This is a genomic window from Kitasatospora sp. NPDC059160, from assembly GCF_042755465.1.
GTDB lineage: Bacteria > Actinomycetota > Actinomycetes > Streptomycetales > Streptomycetaceae > Kitasatospora.
In genome coordinates, this window is sequence record NZ_JBHZCN010000023.1 from 76,813 (window position 1) to 95,954 (window position 19,142).

Annotated in this window: 14 protein-coding genes and 1 CRISPR repeat array; of the genes, 7 read left to right on the forward strand and 7 right to left on the reverse strand. The window is 70.4% G+C overall.

Going from position 1 to position 19,142, the window contains the following annotated elements; genetic code table 11:
* Positions 1-216 precede the first annotated feature (216 nt).
* The 4 genes from casB to cas3 all read left to right on the forward strand — a co-directional run bounded on the left by casB (position 217) and on the right by cas3 (position 6,383).
* Positions 217-831: a type I-E CRISPR-associated protein Cse2/CasB gene (gene casB, locus ACFXOZ_RS12615; protein WP_380589809.1), complete on the forward strand. Its 615-nt coding sequence runs from the start codon at positions 217-219 to the stop codon at positions 829-831.
* Positions 831-1,976: a type I-E CRISPR-associated protein Cas7/Cse4/CasC gene (gene cas7e, locus ACFXOZ_RS12620; protein WP_380589812.1), complete on the forward strand. Its 1,146-nt coding sequence runs from the start codon at positions 831-833 to the stop codon at positions 1,974-1,976. The genes casB and cas7e overlap by 1 nt, the downstream gene beginning before the upstream one ends.
* Positions 1,973-3,418 (forward strand): type I-E CRISPR-associated protein Cas5/CasD, encoded by a 1,446-nt coding sequence (cas5e, locus tag ACFXOZ_RS12625; protein WP_380589815.1) that lies wholly within the window; start codon positions 1,973-1,975, stop codon positions 3,416-3,418. The genes cas7e and cas5e overlap by 4 nt, the downstream gene beginning before the upstream one ends.
* A gap of 39 nt (positions 3,419-3,457) precedes the next feature.
* Positions 3,458-3,667: direct repeats of the CRISPR family, unit length 27 nt; unit sequence GTCCGCTCCGCCTGCGCGGAGGTGGCC.
* Between the two features lie 49 nt (positions 3,668-3,716).
* Positions 3,717-6,383, forward strand: a complete 2,667-nt coding sequence (gene cas3 / locus ACFXOZ_RS12630) for a CRISPR-associated helicase Cas3' (RefSeq protein ID WP_380589818.1) — start codon at positions 3,717-3,719, stop codon at positions 6,381-6,383.
* 105 nt (positions 6,384-6,488) lie between these two features.
* Here the strand turns inward: cas3 and ACFXOZ_RS12635 are convergent, their stop codons facing one another.
* The 7 genes from ACFXOZ_RS12635 to ACFXOZ_RS12665 all read right to left on the reverse strand — a co-directional run bounded on the left by ACFXOZ_RS12635 (position 6,489) and on the right by ACFXOZ_RS12665 (position 12,457).
* Positions 6,489-6,722, reverse strand: coding sequence for a hypothetical protein (locus ACFXOZ_RS12635; protein WP_380589821.1), 234 nt, complete (start codon positions 6,720-6,722; stop codon positions 6,489-6,491).
* 161 nt (positions 6,723-6,883) lie between these two features.
* Complete coding sequence (locus tag ACFXOZ_RS12640; RefSeq protein ID WP_380589824.1) at positions 6,884-7,027, reverse strand: hypothetical protein; 144 nt, start codon at positions 7,025-7,027, stop codon at positions 6,884-6,886.
* Positions 7,028-7,171: 144 nt separating this feature from the next.
* Positions 7,172-7,354, reverse strand: coding sequence for a hypothetical protein (locus ACFXOZ_RS12645; RefSeq protein ID WP_380589827.1), 183 nt, complete (start codon positions 7,352-7,354; stop codon positions 7,172-7,174).
* Between the two features lie 135 nt (positions 7,355-7,489).
* Positions 7,490-9,292: a trypsin-like serine protease gene (locus ACFXOZ_RS12650; protein ID WP_380589829.1), complete on the reverse strand. Its 1,803-nt coding sequence runs from the start codon at positions 9,290-9,292 to the stop codon at positions 7,490-7,492.
* A 286-nt stretch (positions 9,293-9,578) separates the two neighbouring features.
* The gene (locus ACFXOZ_RS12655; RefSeq protein ID WP_380589831.1) at positions 9,579-11,351 is read right to left on the reverse strand and encodes a trypsin-like serine protease; all 1,773 of its coding nucleotides are present in this window, start codon (positions 11,349-11,351) and stop codon (positions 9,579-9,581) included.
* Positions 11,352-11,397: 46 nt separating this feature from the next.
* Entirely contained in the window at positions 11,398-11,919 is a 522-nt protein-coding gene (locus ACFXOZ_RS12660; protein ID WP_380589834.1) for a hypothetical protein, read from the reverse strand.
* A 43-nt stretch (positions 11,920-11,962) separates the two neighbouring features.
* Positions 11,963-12,457 carry a hypothetical protein gene (locus ACFXOZ_RS12665; RefSeq protein WP_380589836.1) on the reverse strand — a complete coding sequence of 165 codons (495 nt, stop codon included), beginning with the start codon at positions 12,455-12,457 and terminating at the stop codon, positions 11,963-11,965.
* Between the two features lie 418 nt (positions 12,458-12,875).
* Between ACFXOZ_RS12665 and ACFXOZ_RS12670 the strand changes: the two genes are divergently transcribed.
* The 3 genes from ACFXOZ_RS12670 to ACFXOZ_RS12680 all read left to right on the forward strand — a co-directional run bounded on the left by ACFXOZ_RS12670 (position 12,876) and on the right by ACFXOZ_RS12680 (position 18,674).
* A complete protein-coding gene (locus ACFXOZ_RS12670; protein WP_380589838.1) occupies positions 12,876-17,138 on the forward strand; it encodes a polymorphic toxin-type HINT domain-containing protein in 4,263 nt (1,420 codons plus the stop codon).
* Positions 17,117-17,620 carry an Imm1 family immunity protein gene (locus ACFXOZ_RS12675; RefSeq protein WP_380589841.1) on the forward strand — a complete coding sequence of 168 codons (504 nt, stop codon included), beginning with the start codon at positions 17,117-17,119 and terminating at the stop codon, positions 17,618-17,620. Before ACFXOZ_RS12670 ends, ACFXOZ_RS12675 begins: the two co-directional genes overlap by 22 nt.
* Positions 17,621-17,807: 187 nt before the next feature.
* The gene (locus ACFXOZ_RS12680; protein WP_380589843.1) at positions 17,808-18,674 is read left to right on the forward strand and encodes a HEAT repeat domain-containing protein; all 867 of its coding nucleotides are present in this window, start codon (positions 17,808-17,810) and stop codon (positions 18,672-18,674) included.
* The last annotated feature ends 468 nt before the right edge of the window (positions 18,675-19,142 follow it).

Consider the following 19,142-nt stretch of genomic DNA (forward strand, 5'->3'; position numbering starts at 1 on the left):
GATCCCCGTTCCTCCGATCCCCGTTCGTTCGGTCCCCGGCACGGCGGGTCGACCGTGCGGGGTGGCGGCCGGGCCGGTGGGGTGCTGGACCCGGACCGGGGCCGACCACCGACCACCGAGACGAACGCTCGGCCGACACGAAAGGAGCCGGCCTCCAACCCCGTCCCCTCCCGCTGCCAGCGGGAGCCCGACCCTTCAACCCTCACCGAGGAGCCCATGTCCACCGACTCGCCGCTCGCCGCGGAACCGGACGTCCTCGCGCACCAGCGCGCCTTCATGCTGCACGTCCACCAGCAGTGCTCCACGCCCGGCGGCCGCGCCGCGGTCCGCTCCGCGCTGACCGACCCGCACAAGCCGTTCCGCGCCTACGAGTACCTGCTCGCCCGGATCCCGCGCTGGACGAACAGCGACACCGAACGCGCCTACGTCCTGACCGCCGGCATGTACGCCGACCAGGCCCCCAACCCCCGCCTCGACCGCCAGCCGAAGCCGCCCGCCGGCCTGGCCGCCCCGCTCGACGGGGACCGCTGGCGCAACCTCGGCTGGTCGCTCGCCCGCGCCGTTCACACGAAGACCCTGACCGACGACACCGTCAAGGCCCGGCTGCTGCTGATGTCCCGCCAGGACGCCGACGCGCTCACCCGCGACCTGCCGCCCCTCGTCGCCCGCCTGCGGGCCGGCGACGTCCCCGTCGTGTGGCCGCTGCTGCTGCGCGACCTGACCCGTTGGGTCGACCACCCGACCGACACCGCCCGGGCCTGGGCCCGCGCCTACTACCAGTACGACCCCACCGCGCCCACCGCCGCCAGCACCGACGAGGAGACCTCCTGATGAAGCGCCGCCTGTACCTCGACCTGCACGTCATCCACTCCTACCCGCTGTCCTGCCTCAACCGCGACGACCTCAACATCCCCAAGACCGCCCACTACGGCGGCGAGCAGCGGGGCCGGATCTCCTCGCAGTCCGGGAAGCGGCATGTGCGGGTGGAGGTGGAGGACCGGCTGGGGGAGTGGGCGGTACGCACGAAGCGGCTGCCGGAGAGCATCGCCGCCGAACTGGTGCGCACCGGCGGCTGGGACGACGAGCTCGCGCAGCGGGCCGGGCGGATGGTGGTCCTGGCGGCGGGGGTGAAGGGCGTGGCCGTGGACGGGGACAACGACACGAACAGCATGCTGCTGCTGCCGCGGGCCGGTATCGCGGAGCTCGCCGAGGTCGCGGTGGAGCACCGGGAGCTGGTGGAGGCGGGTGCGGACAGGAAGAAGGAGGCGGTGGCGCAGGAGAAGCTGGTGAAGGCGGCCGGCGGGCGGGTGCTGGAGGTGTTGCGGGGGCGGACGTCGAGCATCGCGGCGTTCGGGCGGATGCTGGCGAACGAGCCGGGTTCGGCGGTGGCGGGCGCGGTGCAGGTCGCGCACCAGCTGACGACGCACGCGCTGGCGGTGCAGCCGGACTACTTCACCGCGGTGGACGACATCACGCGTGGTCAGGAGGACGAGTCGGGGTCGGCGCACCTGGGGACGGCGTTCCACACGTCGGGGACGTACTACCGGTACAGCTCGGTGAACCTGCCGGAGCTGGCGGGGAACCTGGGCGGGGACGTGGAGGGGGCGAGGCGGGTCTCGGTGGAGTTCGCGCGGGCGTTCGCCGTGGTGGTGCCGTCCGCGCGGCAGGGGTCGACGGCTCCGTTCACCCCGCCGGCGCTGGTGCACGTGGTGCTGCGCGGGGACCAGCCGGTGAACCTGGGCGGGGCGTTCGAGCGGCCTGTCCGGGCGGAGGGGGGCAGTGGTTTCGTCGAGCCGTCGGTGCGGTGCCTGGACGCGCACTCCGGGGCGGTGAACGGCTTCTACGGGGATGGTGGTGTCCTGGCCCGCTCGTACAGCGGCCTGGGGGTCGGGTCGGTGGAGCACCTGGGCGAGGACGCCGGGTCGCTGGAGAAGCTGCTGGCCGGCGTGGACGCGGCGATCGGGGAGCACCTGTGAGCGGCGGCCTGCTGCTGCACCTGTCGGCGCCGATGCAGTCCTGGGGCAGCCCCTCGCAGTTCGGGACGCGGCTGACCTACCCGCATCCGACGAGGTCCGGCCTGACGGGCCTGTTCGCGTGCGCGCTCGGTCTGGCCCGCGGGTCCGACCTGGGGGAGCTGGCCGCACTGCGGTACACGGTGCGTGTGGACCGGCCGGGCCGGCTGCTGCGCGACTACCACACCGTCGGCGGCGGCTACCCGCGGGAGAGGACCGTGGTCACCGCCGCGGGAGGGCGGCGCCCGCTGAAGGAGGCCACGCTGCAGTCCGAGCGCTGGTACCTGGCCGACGCGGCGTTCACCGTCGCGGTCACCGGCCCGGCCGCCACCGCCACCGCGGTGGCCGAGGCGCTGCGGCGCCCGGTTTGGCACCCGTACCTGGGGCGCCGCTCCTGCCCGCCGGCCGCACCGGTCCTCGTGGGCGCCGCCGACGATCCCGTCGCGGAACTCCACCGCCTGCCGCTGCACCGCGAACCCGACGGCAAGGGCGCGACCGAGGTGGTCTTCGTCCACGACACCGACCCCGGCACCGGCCGCCCGCCGCTCACCCAGGTCCGCGATCAGCTCCCCACCACCGGCTCCCGCCGCTTCGCCCACCGCCCCTGTGGGAGACCCTCCACCCGTTCACCGCCGACCAGCACGCCGGTACCGGCACCGCCTGGATCACCGCTCTCACCGCCTACACCCGCACCTGACCCAGCCTCACCGGCCCCGCCCGCCGCGGGTGACACCGCCCACCCGGAGAACCCGATGACCCACCTCACCCAGCTCCACCTCCACCCCCGCTCCCGCGAGGCGGCAGCGGACCTGCGCAACACCAGCCACATGCACCAGCGGATCATGAGCATGTACCCCGACGCCCTCACCAGCGGCGACGCCGCCCGCCGCAGCCTGGGCGTCCTCTACCGCATCGAACGCACCCCCCAGGCCACCACCGTCCTCGTCCAGTCCACCCTCGCCGCCGACCCCACCGTCCTGCCCGACTGCTACGCCACAGCCCAGCAGCGCAATCTGGCGCCACTGCTGGAATGGCTGGCCGACGGCCGCACGGTCCGCTACCGCATCGACGCCTCCCCGACCCGCTCGCTGCGCGACGGAACCCGCGACGCCGGCGGGCGCCTCAACCGCGGCAAGCCCGCCCCCTTGCACGGCAAGGACGCGATCGCCTGGTGGGAACGCAAAGCCCACACCGCCGGCCTCAACCTCCACGACATCCTCGACATCCCCCAGGAACCCGCCACCGGCCACCGCGCCACCGGACCGATCCGCCACACCCTCACCCGCTTCGAAGGCACCGCCACCATCACCGACCACCAGGCACTCCACACCGCGCTCACCAACGGCATCGGCCGCGGCCTCGCCTACGGCGCCGGCCTCCTCAGCATCGCCCCCCACCACGAGTAAAGAAACCGCAAAGCCGCCAGAGAGCCGCAGGTCAAAAGGGTCCGCTTCGCCTGCGCGGAGGTGGCCCGCGGAAGATCCGGTCGCCGACCTCCACCTCGTGGTCCGCTCCGCCTGCGCGGAGGTGGCCTGTTGTGGCAGGGATTCTGGGACGGCCTGGACGCGTCCGCTCCGCCTGCGCGGAGGTGGCCCGTTGGCGCCGTGGACGCGGGCGACGATCTTGCTGTCCGCTCCGCCTGCGCGGAGGTGGCCTGTGGCCAGTGTTCACGTTGTTGGTAGACCGGTGATCTGGAGGAGTTTGGTGTTCGATCCGCGAGTTGCCGGTAAGCGTCGTGGGCTGCCTGATCCGTACCCGCTGGTGTGTCATCTGGCGGACACCGCGGTGATCGCGGGCGGGCTGTGGGACTCCTACCTGACGGCTTCTCAGCGTCGGTTGATCGCCGGTGGCTGGGGGGTCGATCCGGCGCGGGCGAGGCGGCTGGTGATGCTGGCGGCGGGTATGCACGACGTCGGGAAGACCATCCACTGCTTCCAGCGAGGCCTCGAAGGTACCGCCGGGCTGCTGGCCGACCTGCGGTACCCGGCGCCGACGGGCTGGATGCACGAGGAGTGGATCCCCCATCAGGTGGCGAGCCATTGGGCGCTGCCGCAGATCCTCACAGGGCTGGGGTGGCCGCCGGTCGAGCGGCCGTGGAAGTCCGTGGCGCACCAGGTCGCGCAGATCCTCGGCGGTCATCACGGGGTGTTCGGTGAGGCGCTGTCGCCCGCTGCGATGGCCGACCCGTTGAAGGAGCTGCGCGGGCTGGGTGGGGACGGCTGGGCCGAGCAGCGTGAGGAGCACGTCCGGGCGGTGTTCGGGATCTGCGGGTCGCCGGCGGCACCCGGGCGGCTGTTGCCCGCGGGTGCGGCGGTGGTGGTGACCGGGCTGGTGGTGCTGGCGGACTGGCTGGCGTCCAACACGGGGCAGGTGCGGGGCCGGCTGGCGGCGTGGAACGGGGACCTGGCCGCGCACGTCGTCAGGATCCGGCAGCGCGCACCCTGGGTGCTCGCCCACGCCCAGCTGGCGGCCCCTGCCTGGAAACCGGCTGCGACGTTCACCGACCTGTTCCCCGACATCACGAAGCCGTACCCGCTGCAGGCCGACGTCGCCCAGCGCCTCGGAGGCCTGGTGGAGGGGTCTGGGCTGGTGCTCGTCACCGCGCCCACCGGCGACGGGAAGACCGAGACCGCGCTGTTCGCCGCCCGGGTCCTCGGCGCGGCGGCCAGCGCCGGCGGCCTGGCGGTGCTGCTGCCCACCATGGCGACCACCGACGCGATGTGGCGCCGGGTGAAGAAGTTCACCGCCCGCGCCGCGGAGGTCGGCACCCCGGTGACCCTGCTGAACTCGATGGCGTGGCTGAACGAGGACTACGACCCGGACCGCGACGAGATCGTGGCGGACGACTGCGTGTCGACCCAGGCCGCGTCCTTCCTCCGCGGACCGCACCGGGGACTGGCCGCCGGAGTCGCGGTCGGCACCTGGGACCAGGCCGCACTGGCGGCGCTGCCGGTGCGCTTCAACGTGCTGCGGTGGCTGGGGCTGTCGGGCAAGACCCTGGTCATCGACGAGGCGCACAGTTACGACGCCTACGGGCACCGGCTGACGCAGCGGCTGCTGGAATGGTGCGGCCACCTCGGCATTCCGGTCGTACTGGTGTCGGCGACGCTGACCGGGCGGACCGCCACCGACCTCGTCGGCGCCTACCGGGCCGGCGCCGGCCACAAGGACACGGAGCCGATCACCTCCCCCTACCCGGGCTGGGTCCACGTCTGCGCCGGGACCGGGAAGGTCACCGCGTACGGGCCGCTGCCCACCACCCGGGAACGCGACGTCGCGGTCGACCACCACACCGTCCGGCACACCCACGACCCGGCGGTGCGCGCAGGCCGGGCCGCCCGGATCCTGACCGAGCTGCGGCCCGCCGCGGCCGGCACGGGCTGCGCGCTGGTGGTGTGCAACGTCGTCGCCGACGCCCAGGCAACCAGGAGGCTGCTCACCGAGCAGTGGGGCGAGGACGGTCCGCAGGTCGTGCTCCTGCACGCCCGCCTTCCGATGTGGCAGCGGATCGAGCGCACCAACCTGATCGAGGGCATGGTCGGCTCGAAGGGAGCCCGCCCAAACCGGCCGCTCGTCGTCGTCGCGACACAGGTCGTCGAACAGTCCCTCGACTGGGACTTCGACCTGGTCGTCTCCGACCTCGCCCCGATGAGCCTGCTCCTGCAGCGCGCCGGGCGCTGCCACCGGCACGACCACCCACGCCCGGCCTGGGCGCCGGCCCCTCGGCTGGTCGTCCTGTCCCCGCCCGACGGCCTGCCCGCCCCCAGCTGGGGCGACGTCTACGACACCTCACTGCTGCGCCGGACCTGTGACGCGCTCCGCGGGCTGGAGGGGCCGATCGCGATCCCTGCTGCGGTCCCCGGCCTGATCGCCGGCGTGTACGACGCGGCCTGGGACCCGGCCCGGATGGACGCCGACGACGCGCGGCGCCTGGCGAGGGAGCAGGCCCAGGCCTCGGCCGCCGACATGGTCATGATCCCCGCGCCGGACCGGGTCAAGGACCTGTACCCGCTGACCTCCACCCTGGACCCGAACCTCGCGGTCACGCGTCTGGGCGGTGAGTCGAAGCGCATCCTGCCCGTCTGGCCCGACGGCGACGGTTGGACCTTCGTCACCGCCGACGGCCCGGCCAAGCTGCCCCACCACCCCGGCAAGGACGACATCCGAACCGTGGTTCTCTCCACCGTCCAGGTCCGTTCGACCTGGCTCACCGGCGCCGGAGAGGACACCCACCCGCCGACCCCGTGGCAGGACATCCCCGCACTGCGCGACATCGCCCTGGTCCCGCACGACCCGCGGACCGGCCGCTGGCACGCCCCCGACGGCAGGACGATCCGCCTCGACCCCGTCGACGGCATCATCCGCGAGTGAACGCCGTACCGCGAGAAGAGACCTGCACGCCGTCCCCGGTTGGCCCGGAGACGCTGAGACCGGAGGCGGCCAATGGCGCCTCCGGCTCGGCCCGGCGGCTGGCCGTCACTCCTCGAACGCGAAGATCATCCAGTGCCAGGCGGCGTTGTCGCGGCTGGTGTCGAGCTCCTCGACGATGCGCAGCCCTTTCATCCAGCGTCCGTCGCCGTGGAACTTCGCCAGGCAGGTACAGGTGAACTCCGCGGCGCGCCGGCAGGAGGGGGTGCAGTTGTCCTTGGGGTTGTACTCGCGGCCGAGGATCCCCGAGAGGTCGCCGAGGTCTGCGGAGGTTCGAAGCAATTTGCCGATCAGCTCGGCTACCACTGGCCCGAACGTCGACGACGCGCTCGGACCGCGCGTGAGGCCGAGAACATATCGGGCCAGGTATAGGTGTTATCCGCCAGTGAACGACCAGGCCGCCGAGCTCGGCGGCCTGGTCCTGGCCGCATCGGCGCCGAGAGTTACAGGTGGCTGCCGGCCCCGTACCGGTCGAGGCCGAGCCGGTGCAGCTGGAGGTAGCGGTCGGCGGCGGCCAGGGCGGCCGGGCCACGCTTGGCGGCCGCGGCCAGCGTCATCCCGGGCTGGCCGCCCCGGTAGACCAGCACCTGGGCCCCGCCCTCCTCGGGCAGTTCGGCGGGCAGCGGTCGAGGTCGTAGCCCGGCAGCCAGTCCTCCGGCTGCTGGCCGGGTACCAGGGCGCGCAGGACCCTGGCGGTGCGGACCAGGGGCCCTCGCCCAGGATCACGAGCATCAGGTCGAGTACGTGGTCGTCGTAGGGACGGACGAGTCGGCCAGGCCCAGGCGGCCGCCGCCGCGCAGGAACAGCAGTCGCAGCACGTTGGCGGCCAGCAGTGGACCCTGGCCGCCGGCGTGTTTGCCCGGTGCCGCGCCGCCGTCGGCGACCGGGGGCCGAAGGAACGGATGACCCGGCACGTTCCTGGCCAAGATCCGGCAGGCCCTGAGCTGTTTGCAGGGAACGAGTGGCATGGGCCCGCGGCGGGCCCATGCCACTATCTCGTGCTTCTACTCTTCGTTGGCTGTTCTGTCGTCGGCCATCGGGGGAGTGGTTCAGGCGGTGGTGGCGAAGGTCCAGCCGGGCATGGTTTCCCAGGTGAGCCACTTGTTGTCGCGGTAGGTGGCGCGGGACATGGTGCCGTTGGTGCCGGTGGCGAAGAGTTCGAGGGTGTTGGTGTAGGCGTTGTAGGTGGCGGAGGGGGTGCCGGAGAACTTCCAGTCGCTGATGGTGCTCCAGCCGCTCCACTTCTTGGTGTCGGGGGCCCAGTAGGCGTGGCCGAGTTGGCCGTTGGTGCGGACGGCGAAGAGTTCGACGGAGTTGGCGGCGGGGTTGTAGACGGTGGTGGGGGTGCCATTGAACTGCCAGTCGCTCATGGTGGTGACGTCGTTCCAGCGGGAGCCGTTGAGGCTGTAGCTGTGGGCCATGGTGCCGTTCGTGGTGGTGACGAAGACCTCGGCACTGTTGTTGGCGGGGTTCACGACGGCGGTGGGGCTGCCGGTGACGGCGGGGCCGCTGATGACGCCCCAGTCGCTCCAGGACTTGGTCTTGTTGTCCCAGTAGCGGTGGCCGAGTTCGTTGCGGCTGGTGGTGTCGAAGAGCTCGACGGCGTCGGCGGCCGCGTTGTAGATGGCGGTGGGGGTGCCGTTGAACTGCCAGTCGCCGTGGGGGCGGACGTCGTCCCAGGGCTTGCCGTTGTCGCTGTAGGAGTGGGCCATGTAGCCGTCGGTGGTCAGGGCGAACACCTCGGCGGTCCGGTTCGAGGGGTTGAACACGGCGACGGGGTTGGCCTTGAGGTTGGAGATGCCGGGCAGGGCGGCCCAGCCCATCCACTTCTTGGCGTCCGGGTCCCAGTGGTTGCGGCAGAGCTTGCCGTCCTTGCCGACGGCGAAGAGCTCGAGGGTCTTGGTGGCGGGGTTGTAGACGGTGGAGGGGATGCCGGCGAACTGCCACCTCTCCAGGGTCGACCAGCCGCTCCAATCCTGGTTCTCGGTCTTGGAGTTGTAGGCGAGGACCCCGTCGGTGCCCAGGGCAAAGATGTAGGCCGTCTTGGTGTCCGGGTTGTACACGGAGTTCACGACGGCGGAGGAGTAGTCGACCTTGACGCCCCATGCGGACACGGTCTGTTGGATCCATCCGGCGATGTCGTCGACGCGCGTGCTGTAGGCCCCGGTGCGGGTCTCGGAGGCGGGGACCCCGAGGCAGCCGCCCTGCCAGGAACGCGAGGCCACCGCGACGAGTTCGGCCTTGCCGTTGGCCTCGCGGATGGTGGGGGCGCCGGTGTCTCCCTTGCAGACCGCGGCGCCCCCGGTGCCGGTGATGCCGATCCCGCCCGCGCTCACCGTGTCCAGGGTGAAGGCGTTGGTGTGGGGCTTGTCCGGCACCCACTCGTCCTTGGTGCGCCCGTAGCCGTTCACCCGCACGCTCTGCCCGGCGGTGGGCGTGGTGGTGGCGATGGGGAGCGGGGTGATGCCGGTGACCGGGGTGGCCAGGCGGGCCATGACGAGGTCGCGGTCCTGGCGGGGCGCCAGCTCGGCGACGTCGGCGCTCTTGCCGGCGATGGCCGCGGTGGTCTTCCACTTCGGCGCCCCGGCCGCGAGCGCCTGGGGCTGGGCGGGGTCGTCGGCGAAGCAGGACGCGGCGGTGAGCACCCAGTACCGGTCCACGAGGGCCCCCGTGCAGGCACGCACGTTGTCGCCGATGGCGAGCCGGGCGGTGTAGGCATAGGAGCCGTCGGCCGCCGAGGCTCCGGCCACGGCGCTGGCCGGAGCGGCGAGGAGCGGGGTCAGCACGCCGGTGACCACGGCGACTGCGACCGTGTTCGTGCGCCAGGAGCGGGGCGAAGGCTGGTGAGACATTGCTTGGAATTCCCGTCAGATGAATGGGGATTGAAAAGGCGGGTCAGGCGGTGACGTGCCGGTCGGGGCCCAGTAGCCCAGGCCCTCGCCACCGCGCCCATCCGTCCGCGGCCGGGGCGGCCAGCGGCCCGGCACCGAGTTGGACCGGCGAGGCGGCGAAGCAGCGGGAGTAGGACCGCTCCTGGGGCGGGGCGGGCGAGTTCGCCTGGCCCCTGTTCTGGAGACCGTCTCCGATGGCGTCCTTGCCCGCCGGGTCACGGGCGGGCAAGGACGGGTGTCGAGGTTGTTACGGGAGCTTGGTCCAGGGGCTCCAAGCGGAGGTGCCGGTGGTGTACCAGGCGTGGTAGACCTGCTGGTCGTCTCCGACGGCGATGGTCTCGACGGTGTTCTTGTCGGCGTGGTAGAGCGTGGTGGGAACGGTGGCGAACTTGCCGGGGGCCACAGGCGCGACGGGGGTCCAGGAACTCCAGCCGGTGGAGCCGGTGGTGTACCAGGCGTGCTTGATCTGCCGGTTGTCGTCGAGTGCGACGACCTCGATAGTGTTCTTGTCGGCCTGGTAGACGCTGCTGAGCGCGGTGAAGGTGCCGGCGGCGATGGGCTGGAAGTTGCTCCAGGTCCAGGTCGCATCGCTGTACCAGGCGTGCTTGATCTGCCGGTTGTCGTCGAGTGCGACGACCTCGATGGTCTTCTTGTCGGCCTGGTAGACGCTGCTGAGCGCGATGTACCGGCCGGGGGCCAGGAGCCGCCACGGGGTCCAGCCGGTGGCGCCGGTGGTGTAGTAGGACTGGTAGATCTGCCCGTCGTCGCCGATGGCGTAGATCTGGCTGGTGCGGCGGTCGCCGACGTACTGGGCGTTCAGCGTGGTGAACTTGCCGGGCGCTACCAGGCTCCAGCCGCTCCAGGAGGTCTCGCCGGTGGTGTACCAGGCATGCTTGATCTGCTGGTCGTCACCGAGCGCGATGACCTCGATGGTGTTCTTGTCGGCGTGGTAGACGGCCTGCAGGGGGCCGATGACCTTGCCGGGGGTGAGGAGCTGCCAGTCGGCCCAGGTGTTCGAGCCGGGGGTGTGCCAGGAGTGGTAGACCTGCTGGTCGGTGCCGATCGCGAAGACCTCGGTGGCGTTCTTGTCGGCGTGGTAGACGGCGGTGGGGCCGCTGACGAACTCGCGGGGGGCCAGGAGCTGCCACGGGCTCCAACCCGTGCTGCCGGACTTGAAGGACGACCCGTAGATCTGCCGGTCGCTTCTGAGCTGGAAGACCTCGGAGGTCTGGGCCGCCGGCTCGTAGACCGTGGCCGTGCGGTTGTCCGGCGTCAGGGTGAGGATCTGCTGGATCCATCCGGCGATGTCGTCGACGCGCGTGCTGTAGGCCCCGGTGCGGGTCTCGGAGGCGGGGACCCCGAGGCAGCCGCCCTGCCAGGAACGCGAGGCCACCGCGACGAGTTCGGCCTTGCCGTTGGCCTCGCGGATGGTGGGGGCGCCGGTGTCTCCCTTGCAGACCGCGGCGCCCCCGGTGCCGGTGATACCGATCCCGCCCGTGCTCACCGTGTCCAGGGTGAAGGCGTTGGTGTGGGGCTTGTCCGGCACCCACTCGTCCTTGGTGCGCCCGTAGCCGTTCACCCGCACGCTCTGCCCGGCGGTGGGCGTGGTGGTGGCGATGGGGAGCGGGGTGATGCCGGTGACCGGGGTGGCCAGGCGGGCCATGACGAGGTCGCGGTCCTGGCGGGGCGCCAGCTCGGCGACGTCGACGCTCTTGCCGGCGATGGCCGCGGTGGTCTTCCACTTCGGCGCCCCGGCCGCGAGCGCCTGGGGCTGGGCGGGGTCGTCGGCGAAGCAGGACGCGGCGGTGAGCACCCAGTACCGGTCCACGAGGGCCCCCGTGCAGGCACGCACGTTGTCACCGATGGCGAGCCGGGCGGTGTAGGCATAGGAGCCGTCGGCCGCCGAGGCTCCGGCCACGGCGCTGGCCGGAGCGGCGAGGAGCGGGGTCAGCACGCCGGTGACCACGGCGACTGCGACCGTGTTCGTGCGCCAGGAGCGGGGCGAAGGCTGGTGAGACATTGATTGGAATTCCTGTCGGAGGGGAAGACTCGGGGGCTTGGGGGCGTCAGCCGGTGACGGTCAGCTCGACGACGTTGGTCGGGGCGCTGCCGAGGCCCTCGCCGACGCCCTTGAAGCCGTCCTTGGGGACATCGAGGGTCTGTGAGGCGGTCCCGGCGGTGAGGGCGACCCGGACGGCACGGCCGCTGGTCTGGACCCCGAACACGTCGGGCAGCTGCAAGACAAGCGATCCCGTCGCGCCGGTGGCGGTGAAGCAGATCTTGTTGTCCGGGTTGCCCGGAGCGCGGGTCCAGACCTGGATCTGGCTGGGCTTGGCGCAGTCGCTGAGCAGGATGTGCCCGTCGCCGCGCACCAGCTTGACGCGGGTGATGGAAGCGGCGGCGGGGTAGCTGAAGTCCTCGACGGCCGAGGGCGCGGTGGAGTTGTCGGAAGGTGGCGGCGTGGTGTCGGCCGCCGCGAATACGGTCGCGCCGACGAGAGTTGCGGCAGCGGCGACGGCGATGGCTGGCCACCGGCGCAGTGCCGCATGGCCCGTCTTTCGCGCCTTGGCGAGGGGGGTGTGGATCACGTGGGCTCCATGGGGAAGGGTGAGCGGGGCTCTCTGGCGGGGGTCAGCCGATGACGCGCAGTTCGAGGAGCGCGGCGGGTTTGCCGGTGCCGGTACCGCTGCCGATTCCGACGCTGGCGCCGCCAGAGCCCTTGGCGACGTCGATGGTCTGGGAGACGCCCTCGCTGGTGAGCTTGGCGCTGACCGCGTAGTCGTCCGTCCGGATCCGGATCACGTTCGGTACCTCCATGGTGAGGTAGCCGGTGTTGGTGGTTGCGCGGAAGCAGATCTGGTTGCCGCTCTCGTTGGGCAGGTCCATGCTCAATATCTTGATCTGATCGTCGACGGCGCAGTCCGACAGCAGGATGTGGCCGTCGCCGCGCAGCAGCTTGACGTTGCTGAACGGGGCCGAACCCGGGTAGCTGAAGTCTTCCACCACCGGGGGCGCGGCCGAGTTGTCCGCTGGAGTGGTTCCGGCGGAAGCGAGTGCGGTGGCGCCGAGCGTCGCCGCCAGGGCGACGGCACCGGCGGCAACCCGCCAGCACACAGGGTTTGCCATAACTATCCCTCTCTTTTGATCACAGATTGCCTGACGTGGCGAATGTAAAAGATCTTGATGAGCTGGCCTACCTTGCCCATCAGTCATCACTCCTGATGATTCGTCACAAAATCATTGGGCGGCAGATTGGAGCCCAACCCCCCTTTGAATCTCGGGCTGAATCCGCCCCATCGAACCAGAAGGACCAAGAGTGCTACAACCGCGAACCTGTGGCTACCAGGATGAATGTCATGATTTATGTGGAACAATCCACCTGCCGGAGCCTCAGCCGGCCTCCAACTACGTCTCATGAACGGCAGGATGATTGCTCTCTGCATACCTTGAGAAGGCTGGTCAGCATGCTTACTGTTGTGGCGTAATATCTGGGTAAACTCCCCGTCGCGGCCGAGACTCGGCCGACGTTGAAGGGGAGGTTTTGGTGTACCACTCGATATCCCGCTCACGCCGGGGCGGGAGGCGGGACAGACCGCTGCTGGGCAGGCTTTTCCTGAGCCTGCTGCCGATCGCCATGGTGACCGGCCTGCTGGGAACCGGGCTGCCCGATGCCGTCGCCGCTGAACAGGTCGGCGAACAGGTCCAGCTGAGTGACCGTGAACGAGTGCTCCGGGCCTGGCTCAAGGGCGGCCCCAGTGTCCACACGCTCGCCGAGGTCGCGCTCGCCGGCGACGACCGGGACGTGAAGCGGTTCCTGGAGAACGACCTTGCCGGAGCGGAGCACGCCGACGACCTGCTCGCGGCCACCCAGATCGCTAGTCTCGGAGGACCTAAGGTCCGCGACGCCGCGGGCAAGGCCATCGACGGCTCCGCGGCCGAGCTGAAGACCTTTCTGCAGAGCGGCTGGCAGCAGGCGCTGGCCGCAGACCAGCGCCTCTGGACGACCCGGATCATCGACCCCGCCACCGGGACAGGCCGCGGACTGCAAGCCGCCGGTGACGCCGCCCTGCGGGGCTCCACCGACGACGTCCAACAGTTTCTGACGGAGGGGCAGTTTAAGGCCAAGGACACGGACGACCGGGTCAAACTCGTCCAGGTCCTCAGCGCCGGCGGCGCCAACACCCAGGCGGCAGCCAGGGTCGCGCTCAACGGCACGATCGAGGACGTCCGGGAGTTTCTCAAGGTCGGCCAGTACATCGCACAGAGCCGCGACCAGGAACGCGCCAGCATCGCACAGCTGGCCCAGCAGGCGAAGGACGCCGGGGCGCAGGCTGCTCAGGAAACCTCAGCGGCGATCGAGGCCAAGGACAAGGCGGTCTACAACTCGCAGAGGGCAAAGGAGGACGCTGCCCGAGCGGTGGCCGAGACTCAGGCTGCGGGCAGTGACACGGCCAAGGCCACGGCTGCCGCGAACAACGCGGCAACGGCTGCGGAGCGGGCGGGTGATGCGGCGAAAACGGCGATCACGGCCGCGCGCGCGGCCAATGCCTCCGCCCGCGCCACAGCCTACGCAGCCTCGAACGCGGCCGCCGCCGCAGCCGGGGCCCAGCGGGCCGCTGCCAGGGCCCGAACGGCCGCTTCCGCCGCCGCCGGTGATGCAAGCAAGGCCCACGAGGCCCGAGTGGCCGCCGATGAGGCGGACGCGGCGGCAAAGCTTGCGGTGGATGCGAAGGCAACGCTCGTCGAGGTGAAGAGGGCCGCCTCGAACAGCAAGGATGCGGCCGGAGCCGCCACCAGCGCCAGGGGCAACGCGGACGCTGCGGCCGGTTCCGCCTCCCAGGCCGGTGCCTACGCGGACAGCGCCGGCGGCCAGTCTGCGAAGGCCAAGCGCGCCGCGGAGGCGACCCGCCGTCAGGCCGCGGAAGCAGGTCGTGCCGCCACCGCCTCACAGAAGCTGGCCGGCGAAGCCGCTGGCCAGGCTGAGGCAGCGATGACCTTGCTGACCTCAGCCGCCACGCACGCCTCCGCAGCGGCCCAGGCAGCCCGGGATGCCGCCGACCGGGCCGGACAAAGTTCCAACGCTGCCCAGGAGTCGACCGACCACGCCAACGCGGCCTCCGGCTTCGCCACGGACGCACAGGCCGCGGTCGACAAGGCCGGCGACGTACAGGAGCTGGCCCGCCGTACGGAGGCCGAGGACCTGACCAACCGCACCGCGACCGCTGTCGAGACCGCCCGCAAGGCCAGCGCCGACGAGGCGGACAAACAAGCGGAGACCGACAAGGCCCGCCAGGAGGTCAAGAAGGCCAGAACCGAGGCAGACCGTCTCGCGCAGGCCGTCAGCCAGCCCGGTACCACCCCGCAACAGGTCGCCACCGACGGCCGTAAACTCGCCCTCCTGTCCCGCAAGATCTCCGGGACCTGGGGATCCGAGGCGGCCGAAGCAGCCCTGACCGGCCCCGACACCGCGGTCTTCTCTTACCTGAAGACGGGACGACGGGCGGGTGAAGAACACGACGCCCGCGAGCGCGCTACACAGATCTACACGGACTCCGAGAACCAGGCCGTCCGGGCCGCCGCCTACACCGCGCTCCAGGGTGACACTGCAACGATCGAAGCCTTCCTCTCCGCCGGTCAGTACGAGGCCGCCGCGCCCAACAACCGGCTGACCATCACCCGCCTCATCGACAAGGCGGGCCCCGCTGTCAGGGCCGCGGGCGACGCCGCCCTGCGGACCAACACCCCCGCAGCGCTGCGCGACTTCCTCGACAAGGGCCTCGCCGACGCCCAGGCGGCGGACGACCGACTCACTACCACCCGGCTCGCCGACGCCCCAACCACTCAACCCGAGCTCAAGGCCGCCGCACGAACTGCGCTTGAGGCCCCCGTCCTCCAACTGCGCGCCTTCGTTGCCGAAGAGCAGTACACCGCCCAGCGCAAGGACCAGCTGACCGCCGTCCACGTCGCGGACGTCACCGCTCTCATCGCCCAGGCCACCGCGGCCGCCGCCACCGCGCAGAAGAACGCCGCGGAAGCCCAGCGCGTCGCGGCCATCGCCCGCGGGGCAGCCAACGAAGCCGCCGGTTTCGCCAACACCGCCCAGCGGTCCGCCAACACAGCGGCCGACCACGTCACCAAGGCCCAAACCGCCGTCGAAGCGGCCCAGACCAGCGCTACCAACGCCGCCCAGTCCGCCAAGAGCGCGAACACGGCCCAGGCCTCCGCCAAGCGGGACGCGGCCAGTGCCGTGAACTCGTCCAGGCGTGCCGCCCAGTCGGCGTCACTGGCGAAGTGGGCGGCGGCGAACGCCTACGAATCGGCCCGAGAAGCCCGCGCTTCCGCAATGGCCGCCGGCAAGGACGCCAGAGCAGCCCAGGACGCCGCCGACGACGCCCACGCCAACTACGAGGACAAACTCGCCGCGGAGGAGAAGGCCAGGCTCGCAAAGCTCGAAGAGGACCGTCAGAAGGCGGAAGAACTCCGCAAACTGCACGACAAGACACAGCAAGCCGCAGACGAACTGGCAGCCAAGCAGAAGCAGGACCAGGTAGCGGCGATCGAGGAGGAGATCAAGAAGCAGAAGGAGGACAACGACAGCCTCAATGCCCTCTACCACATCTTCTCCGAGAGCGTCCACCTCACCCTCGACATCATCGGAGGCGCCGGCGGAATGATTGCCCCCGGCCTCGCCGACATCGCCGACCTCATCAACTGCGCCTACTACGCGGTCGAAGGCCGTACCGCCGAAGCCATCACCTCTTGCATCGGCGCGATCCCGTTCATCGGCGACGGTGTTGCCGTCGCCAAGTTCGGCCAGTGGGCGAAGAAGTTCGGGAACTATGGCGACAAGGCCGCCGAGTTCATCAAGAAGCTGGTCACCCGAGTTCCCACGTCGTGCCCGACGATTCCCAACAGCTTCCCCGCCGGCACCCGGGTCCTCATGGGCGACGGCAGCAGCAAGTCCATCGAAGAGGTCAGACTCGGAGACAAGGTCCTTGCCACCGACCCGGTCACGGGCGACACGTCCCCTGAAACAGTCGAGCGGCTCATCCACTCCCCGGACGACCGCGATTTCACCGACCTGACCATTGCCGGCGAGACCAAGAGCGGCAGCCTGACCGCAACCGACCGGCATCCCTTCTGGGCCGAGAACAAACACGACTGGGTCGAAGCCGCCGACCTCGCCGCCGGCGACCGGCTGCGAACCCCTACCGGATCCACGGCGACGGTCTCGGAAGTCCGACACAGGACCGATCTGCAGGCTGCCTACAACCTGACGGTCGAAGAACTCCACACGTACTACGTCCTGGCCGACGAAACACCTGTACTCGTCCACAACGACAACTGTTTCGATCCCCTGGTTCAGGCCGCGAAGTCCAAGCTTCCGGAACGGAAGGACGGGCAATGGACAACGGGCTTTGCCAGAGGCGATGGCGGAAACAGGAACGGGTATAACCTGCAAAGCGGTATCGACAATGTGGATGATAAAAGGTTTGCCGACTGGGTGAATGCGAAGCTCAAGGAGGGAGGAGTCCCTTTGGGTAATGCCACCTCCGTGCGTGCCACAGACGTGGAGCAGAAGTTTGTGGCCAGGATGTACGAAGAAAACATCACGATGGCGGAACTTGCTATTAATCACAAGGGAGGCCCTTGTGACGATGCCCTGCTAGGGTGTGATGCGGTGCTTGACTATCTGTTGGGAGACAAGGACCTGCTGGTGCACTGGCCCGATCCGAAGTGCCCAGACGGCTGGCGGAGCAGGGCGTACGGAAAGAACAAGGCGACGTGGAAGCAGACATGCCAGTAGAGGGCATTAAGTCAAACTACAAGGTAATCCCTGTTGCGGGGGATGCAAAGAGCATTCAGGCCAGATACAGGAAGGGGCACGGAAAGAATCCAGTCGTTATCACCAGCCTGGATGAGGTGGATGCGTTCATCGACGATCTACTGGATGGCGAATCCGACTACAACACCCTTGCCGAGGTGTACTCGCAGGATCGGGAGGTGACAGCTTTGGGGTTCCCCGATCATCAGCTCATGGTCTGCGCAAGCAAGAGCCTCGGGCTCGGGCTCGTCTCTTACATGGATGCGAACGGAAACTTTACCTCCCTGGGATCACCGGAAACCCGAACCAAACCCACATACCACTTCGTGTGGAATACGACCCAGTTCGCCGACCATTCAGAGATTCCAATCCCTCTCCTGCGCCAAGCGGTGAAGGAGTTCCTCATCTCGGGCGGGAGGCAGCCGACCTGCCTCGAATGGCAGCCCGAGACCTTCGGAGCATAGACACCCGAAACTGATCCCCGAAGAAGCGGCTTAGCCGTCCGATCCGGCCTCCGCCCCGAACGGGCGGGGGCCGATCACCTCCGCCCCCGAAGGAACCCGACACCCGAGGCAGGCACCGAGCCGCCGAATCGACCGTCGAACGTATCGAACGTCGCCTCGCCCCTCACTTCTACCGCGCGCGTGCCGAGTGGCTGCGCCCCACCAGGAGGTGGTCACGGCGCTGGCGGGCCTCGGCGACGAGCGGGCCCTGCCCGGCCTGCTGACGGCGCTCGACACCGGCGTCGACGACTGGCGGGCCGTGCGGGCCGCCGGGCACCTGCCCCAGGCCGCCGGGGAGCTGCTGCCGAGGCTGACCCGTCGTCTGGCCGACGCGGACTTCTCCTCGCCCTGGGGGTTGATGGGCGCGCTCGGCCGGCTCGGCGACCCGGCGGCCGTGCCCGCTCTCGTCACGGCCCTCAGCACGGCAGTCGAGCAGGAGCAGTGGCGCACCGCCGCCGCGGCCCTCCGCGCGCTCGGCGCCTTCGGCAGCGGTGCCGCACCCGCGCTGGGGACGGTCCGTCCGCTCGCCGACGCCGACGACCCGCAGCTGCGCTTCGCGGGGCACACCGAGAGGGACCCCGCCGATGCCGTGCCGCGGCTGACCGCCCTGCTCGACACCGACAGCCACCAGGCCGCAGACGTCCTCGGCCGGATCGGGGCGTCGGCCGCAGCGGCCCTGCCCCGCCTGCGGCAGCTGCTGGACGCCGGACATGCCTGGACCCGCACGCACGCCGCCGCCGCGATCCACGACATCGCCGGCCCGGCCGAAGCCGCCGTCGTCCTGCCCGTGCTGCTGCGGGGGTGGGAGAGCAACGACTCGACCGCCCGCCACGTCCTGGAGTGCCTGCAGCGGATGGGCCCCGCCGCCGCGCCCGCCCTGCCCCGGGTCCGCGCCGAACTCGCCCTCACCCGCCGCAGCGGCGGCTTCTGCGACGGCATCGAGTACGACGAGGCACTGCTGCGTGCCTGCCGGGCCGTCATCAGGCAGCCCGCCGGCCCCGGCACGCGCACGTAGCCCGGAACGGTTCCAGCTAGACGAGTAGAACCCCAGCTCGCCCGCGAGCGGCCCGGCCTGCTGATCCTCGCCGACAAGGGCTACGTCTCCGCCGAACTCGACCGCTTCCTCGACCAGTACGGCATCGGGCTGCTGCGGCCCTCCTACCGCGACCGGACTCCCGTCCTGGCGAGGGCCTGCCGAAGTCCGTCCGTCAGCTGATCGAGTCCGTCCACGACACCCTCAAGGGCCGGCTCGGCCTCGAACGACACACACGATTCGGCCAGCGGCTGCTGGCGCTGACCTGCGCGATCTGGCACAACCGCACCACCGGCCGACCAGTCGCCCGCTCACTGATCGCCTACGACCACTGACAGTGAGGATGTTCATGAGTGGTTCCCGGGCAGGTCTGACTCAACCTCTGACTGACCTCGGGTCCTCAACCGGATCTGTCGGCCTCGTCCGGGAGCCGCTCGTGAGCATCCGCCG

Coding starts and splice junctions, on each gene's coding strand:
- casB (WP_380589809.1), top strand. CDS start 217: ATGTCCACCGACTCGCCGCTCGCCGCGGAACCGGACGTCCTCGCGCAC.
- cas7e (WP_380589812.1), top strand. CDS start 831: ATGAAGCGCCGCCTGTACCTCGACCTGCACGTCATCCACTCCTACCCG.
- ACFXOZ_RS12650 (WP_380589829.1), bottom strand. CDS start 9,292: ATGTCTCACCAGCCTTCGCCCCGCTCCTGGCGCACGAACACGGTCGCA.
- ACFXOZ_RS12655 (WP_380589831.1), bottom strand. CDS start 11,351: ATGTCTCACCAGCCTTCGCCCCGCTCCTGGCGCACGAACACGGTCGCA.
- ACFXOZ_RS12665 (WP_380589836.1), bottom strand. CDS start 12,457: ATGGCAAACCCTGTGTGCTGGCGGGTTGCCGCCGGTGCCGTCGCCCTG.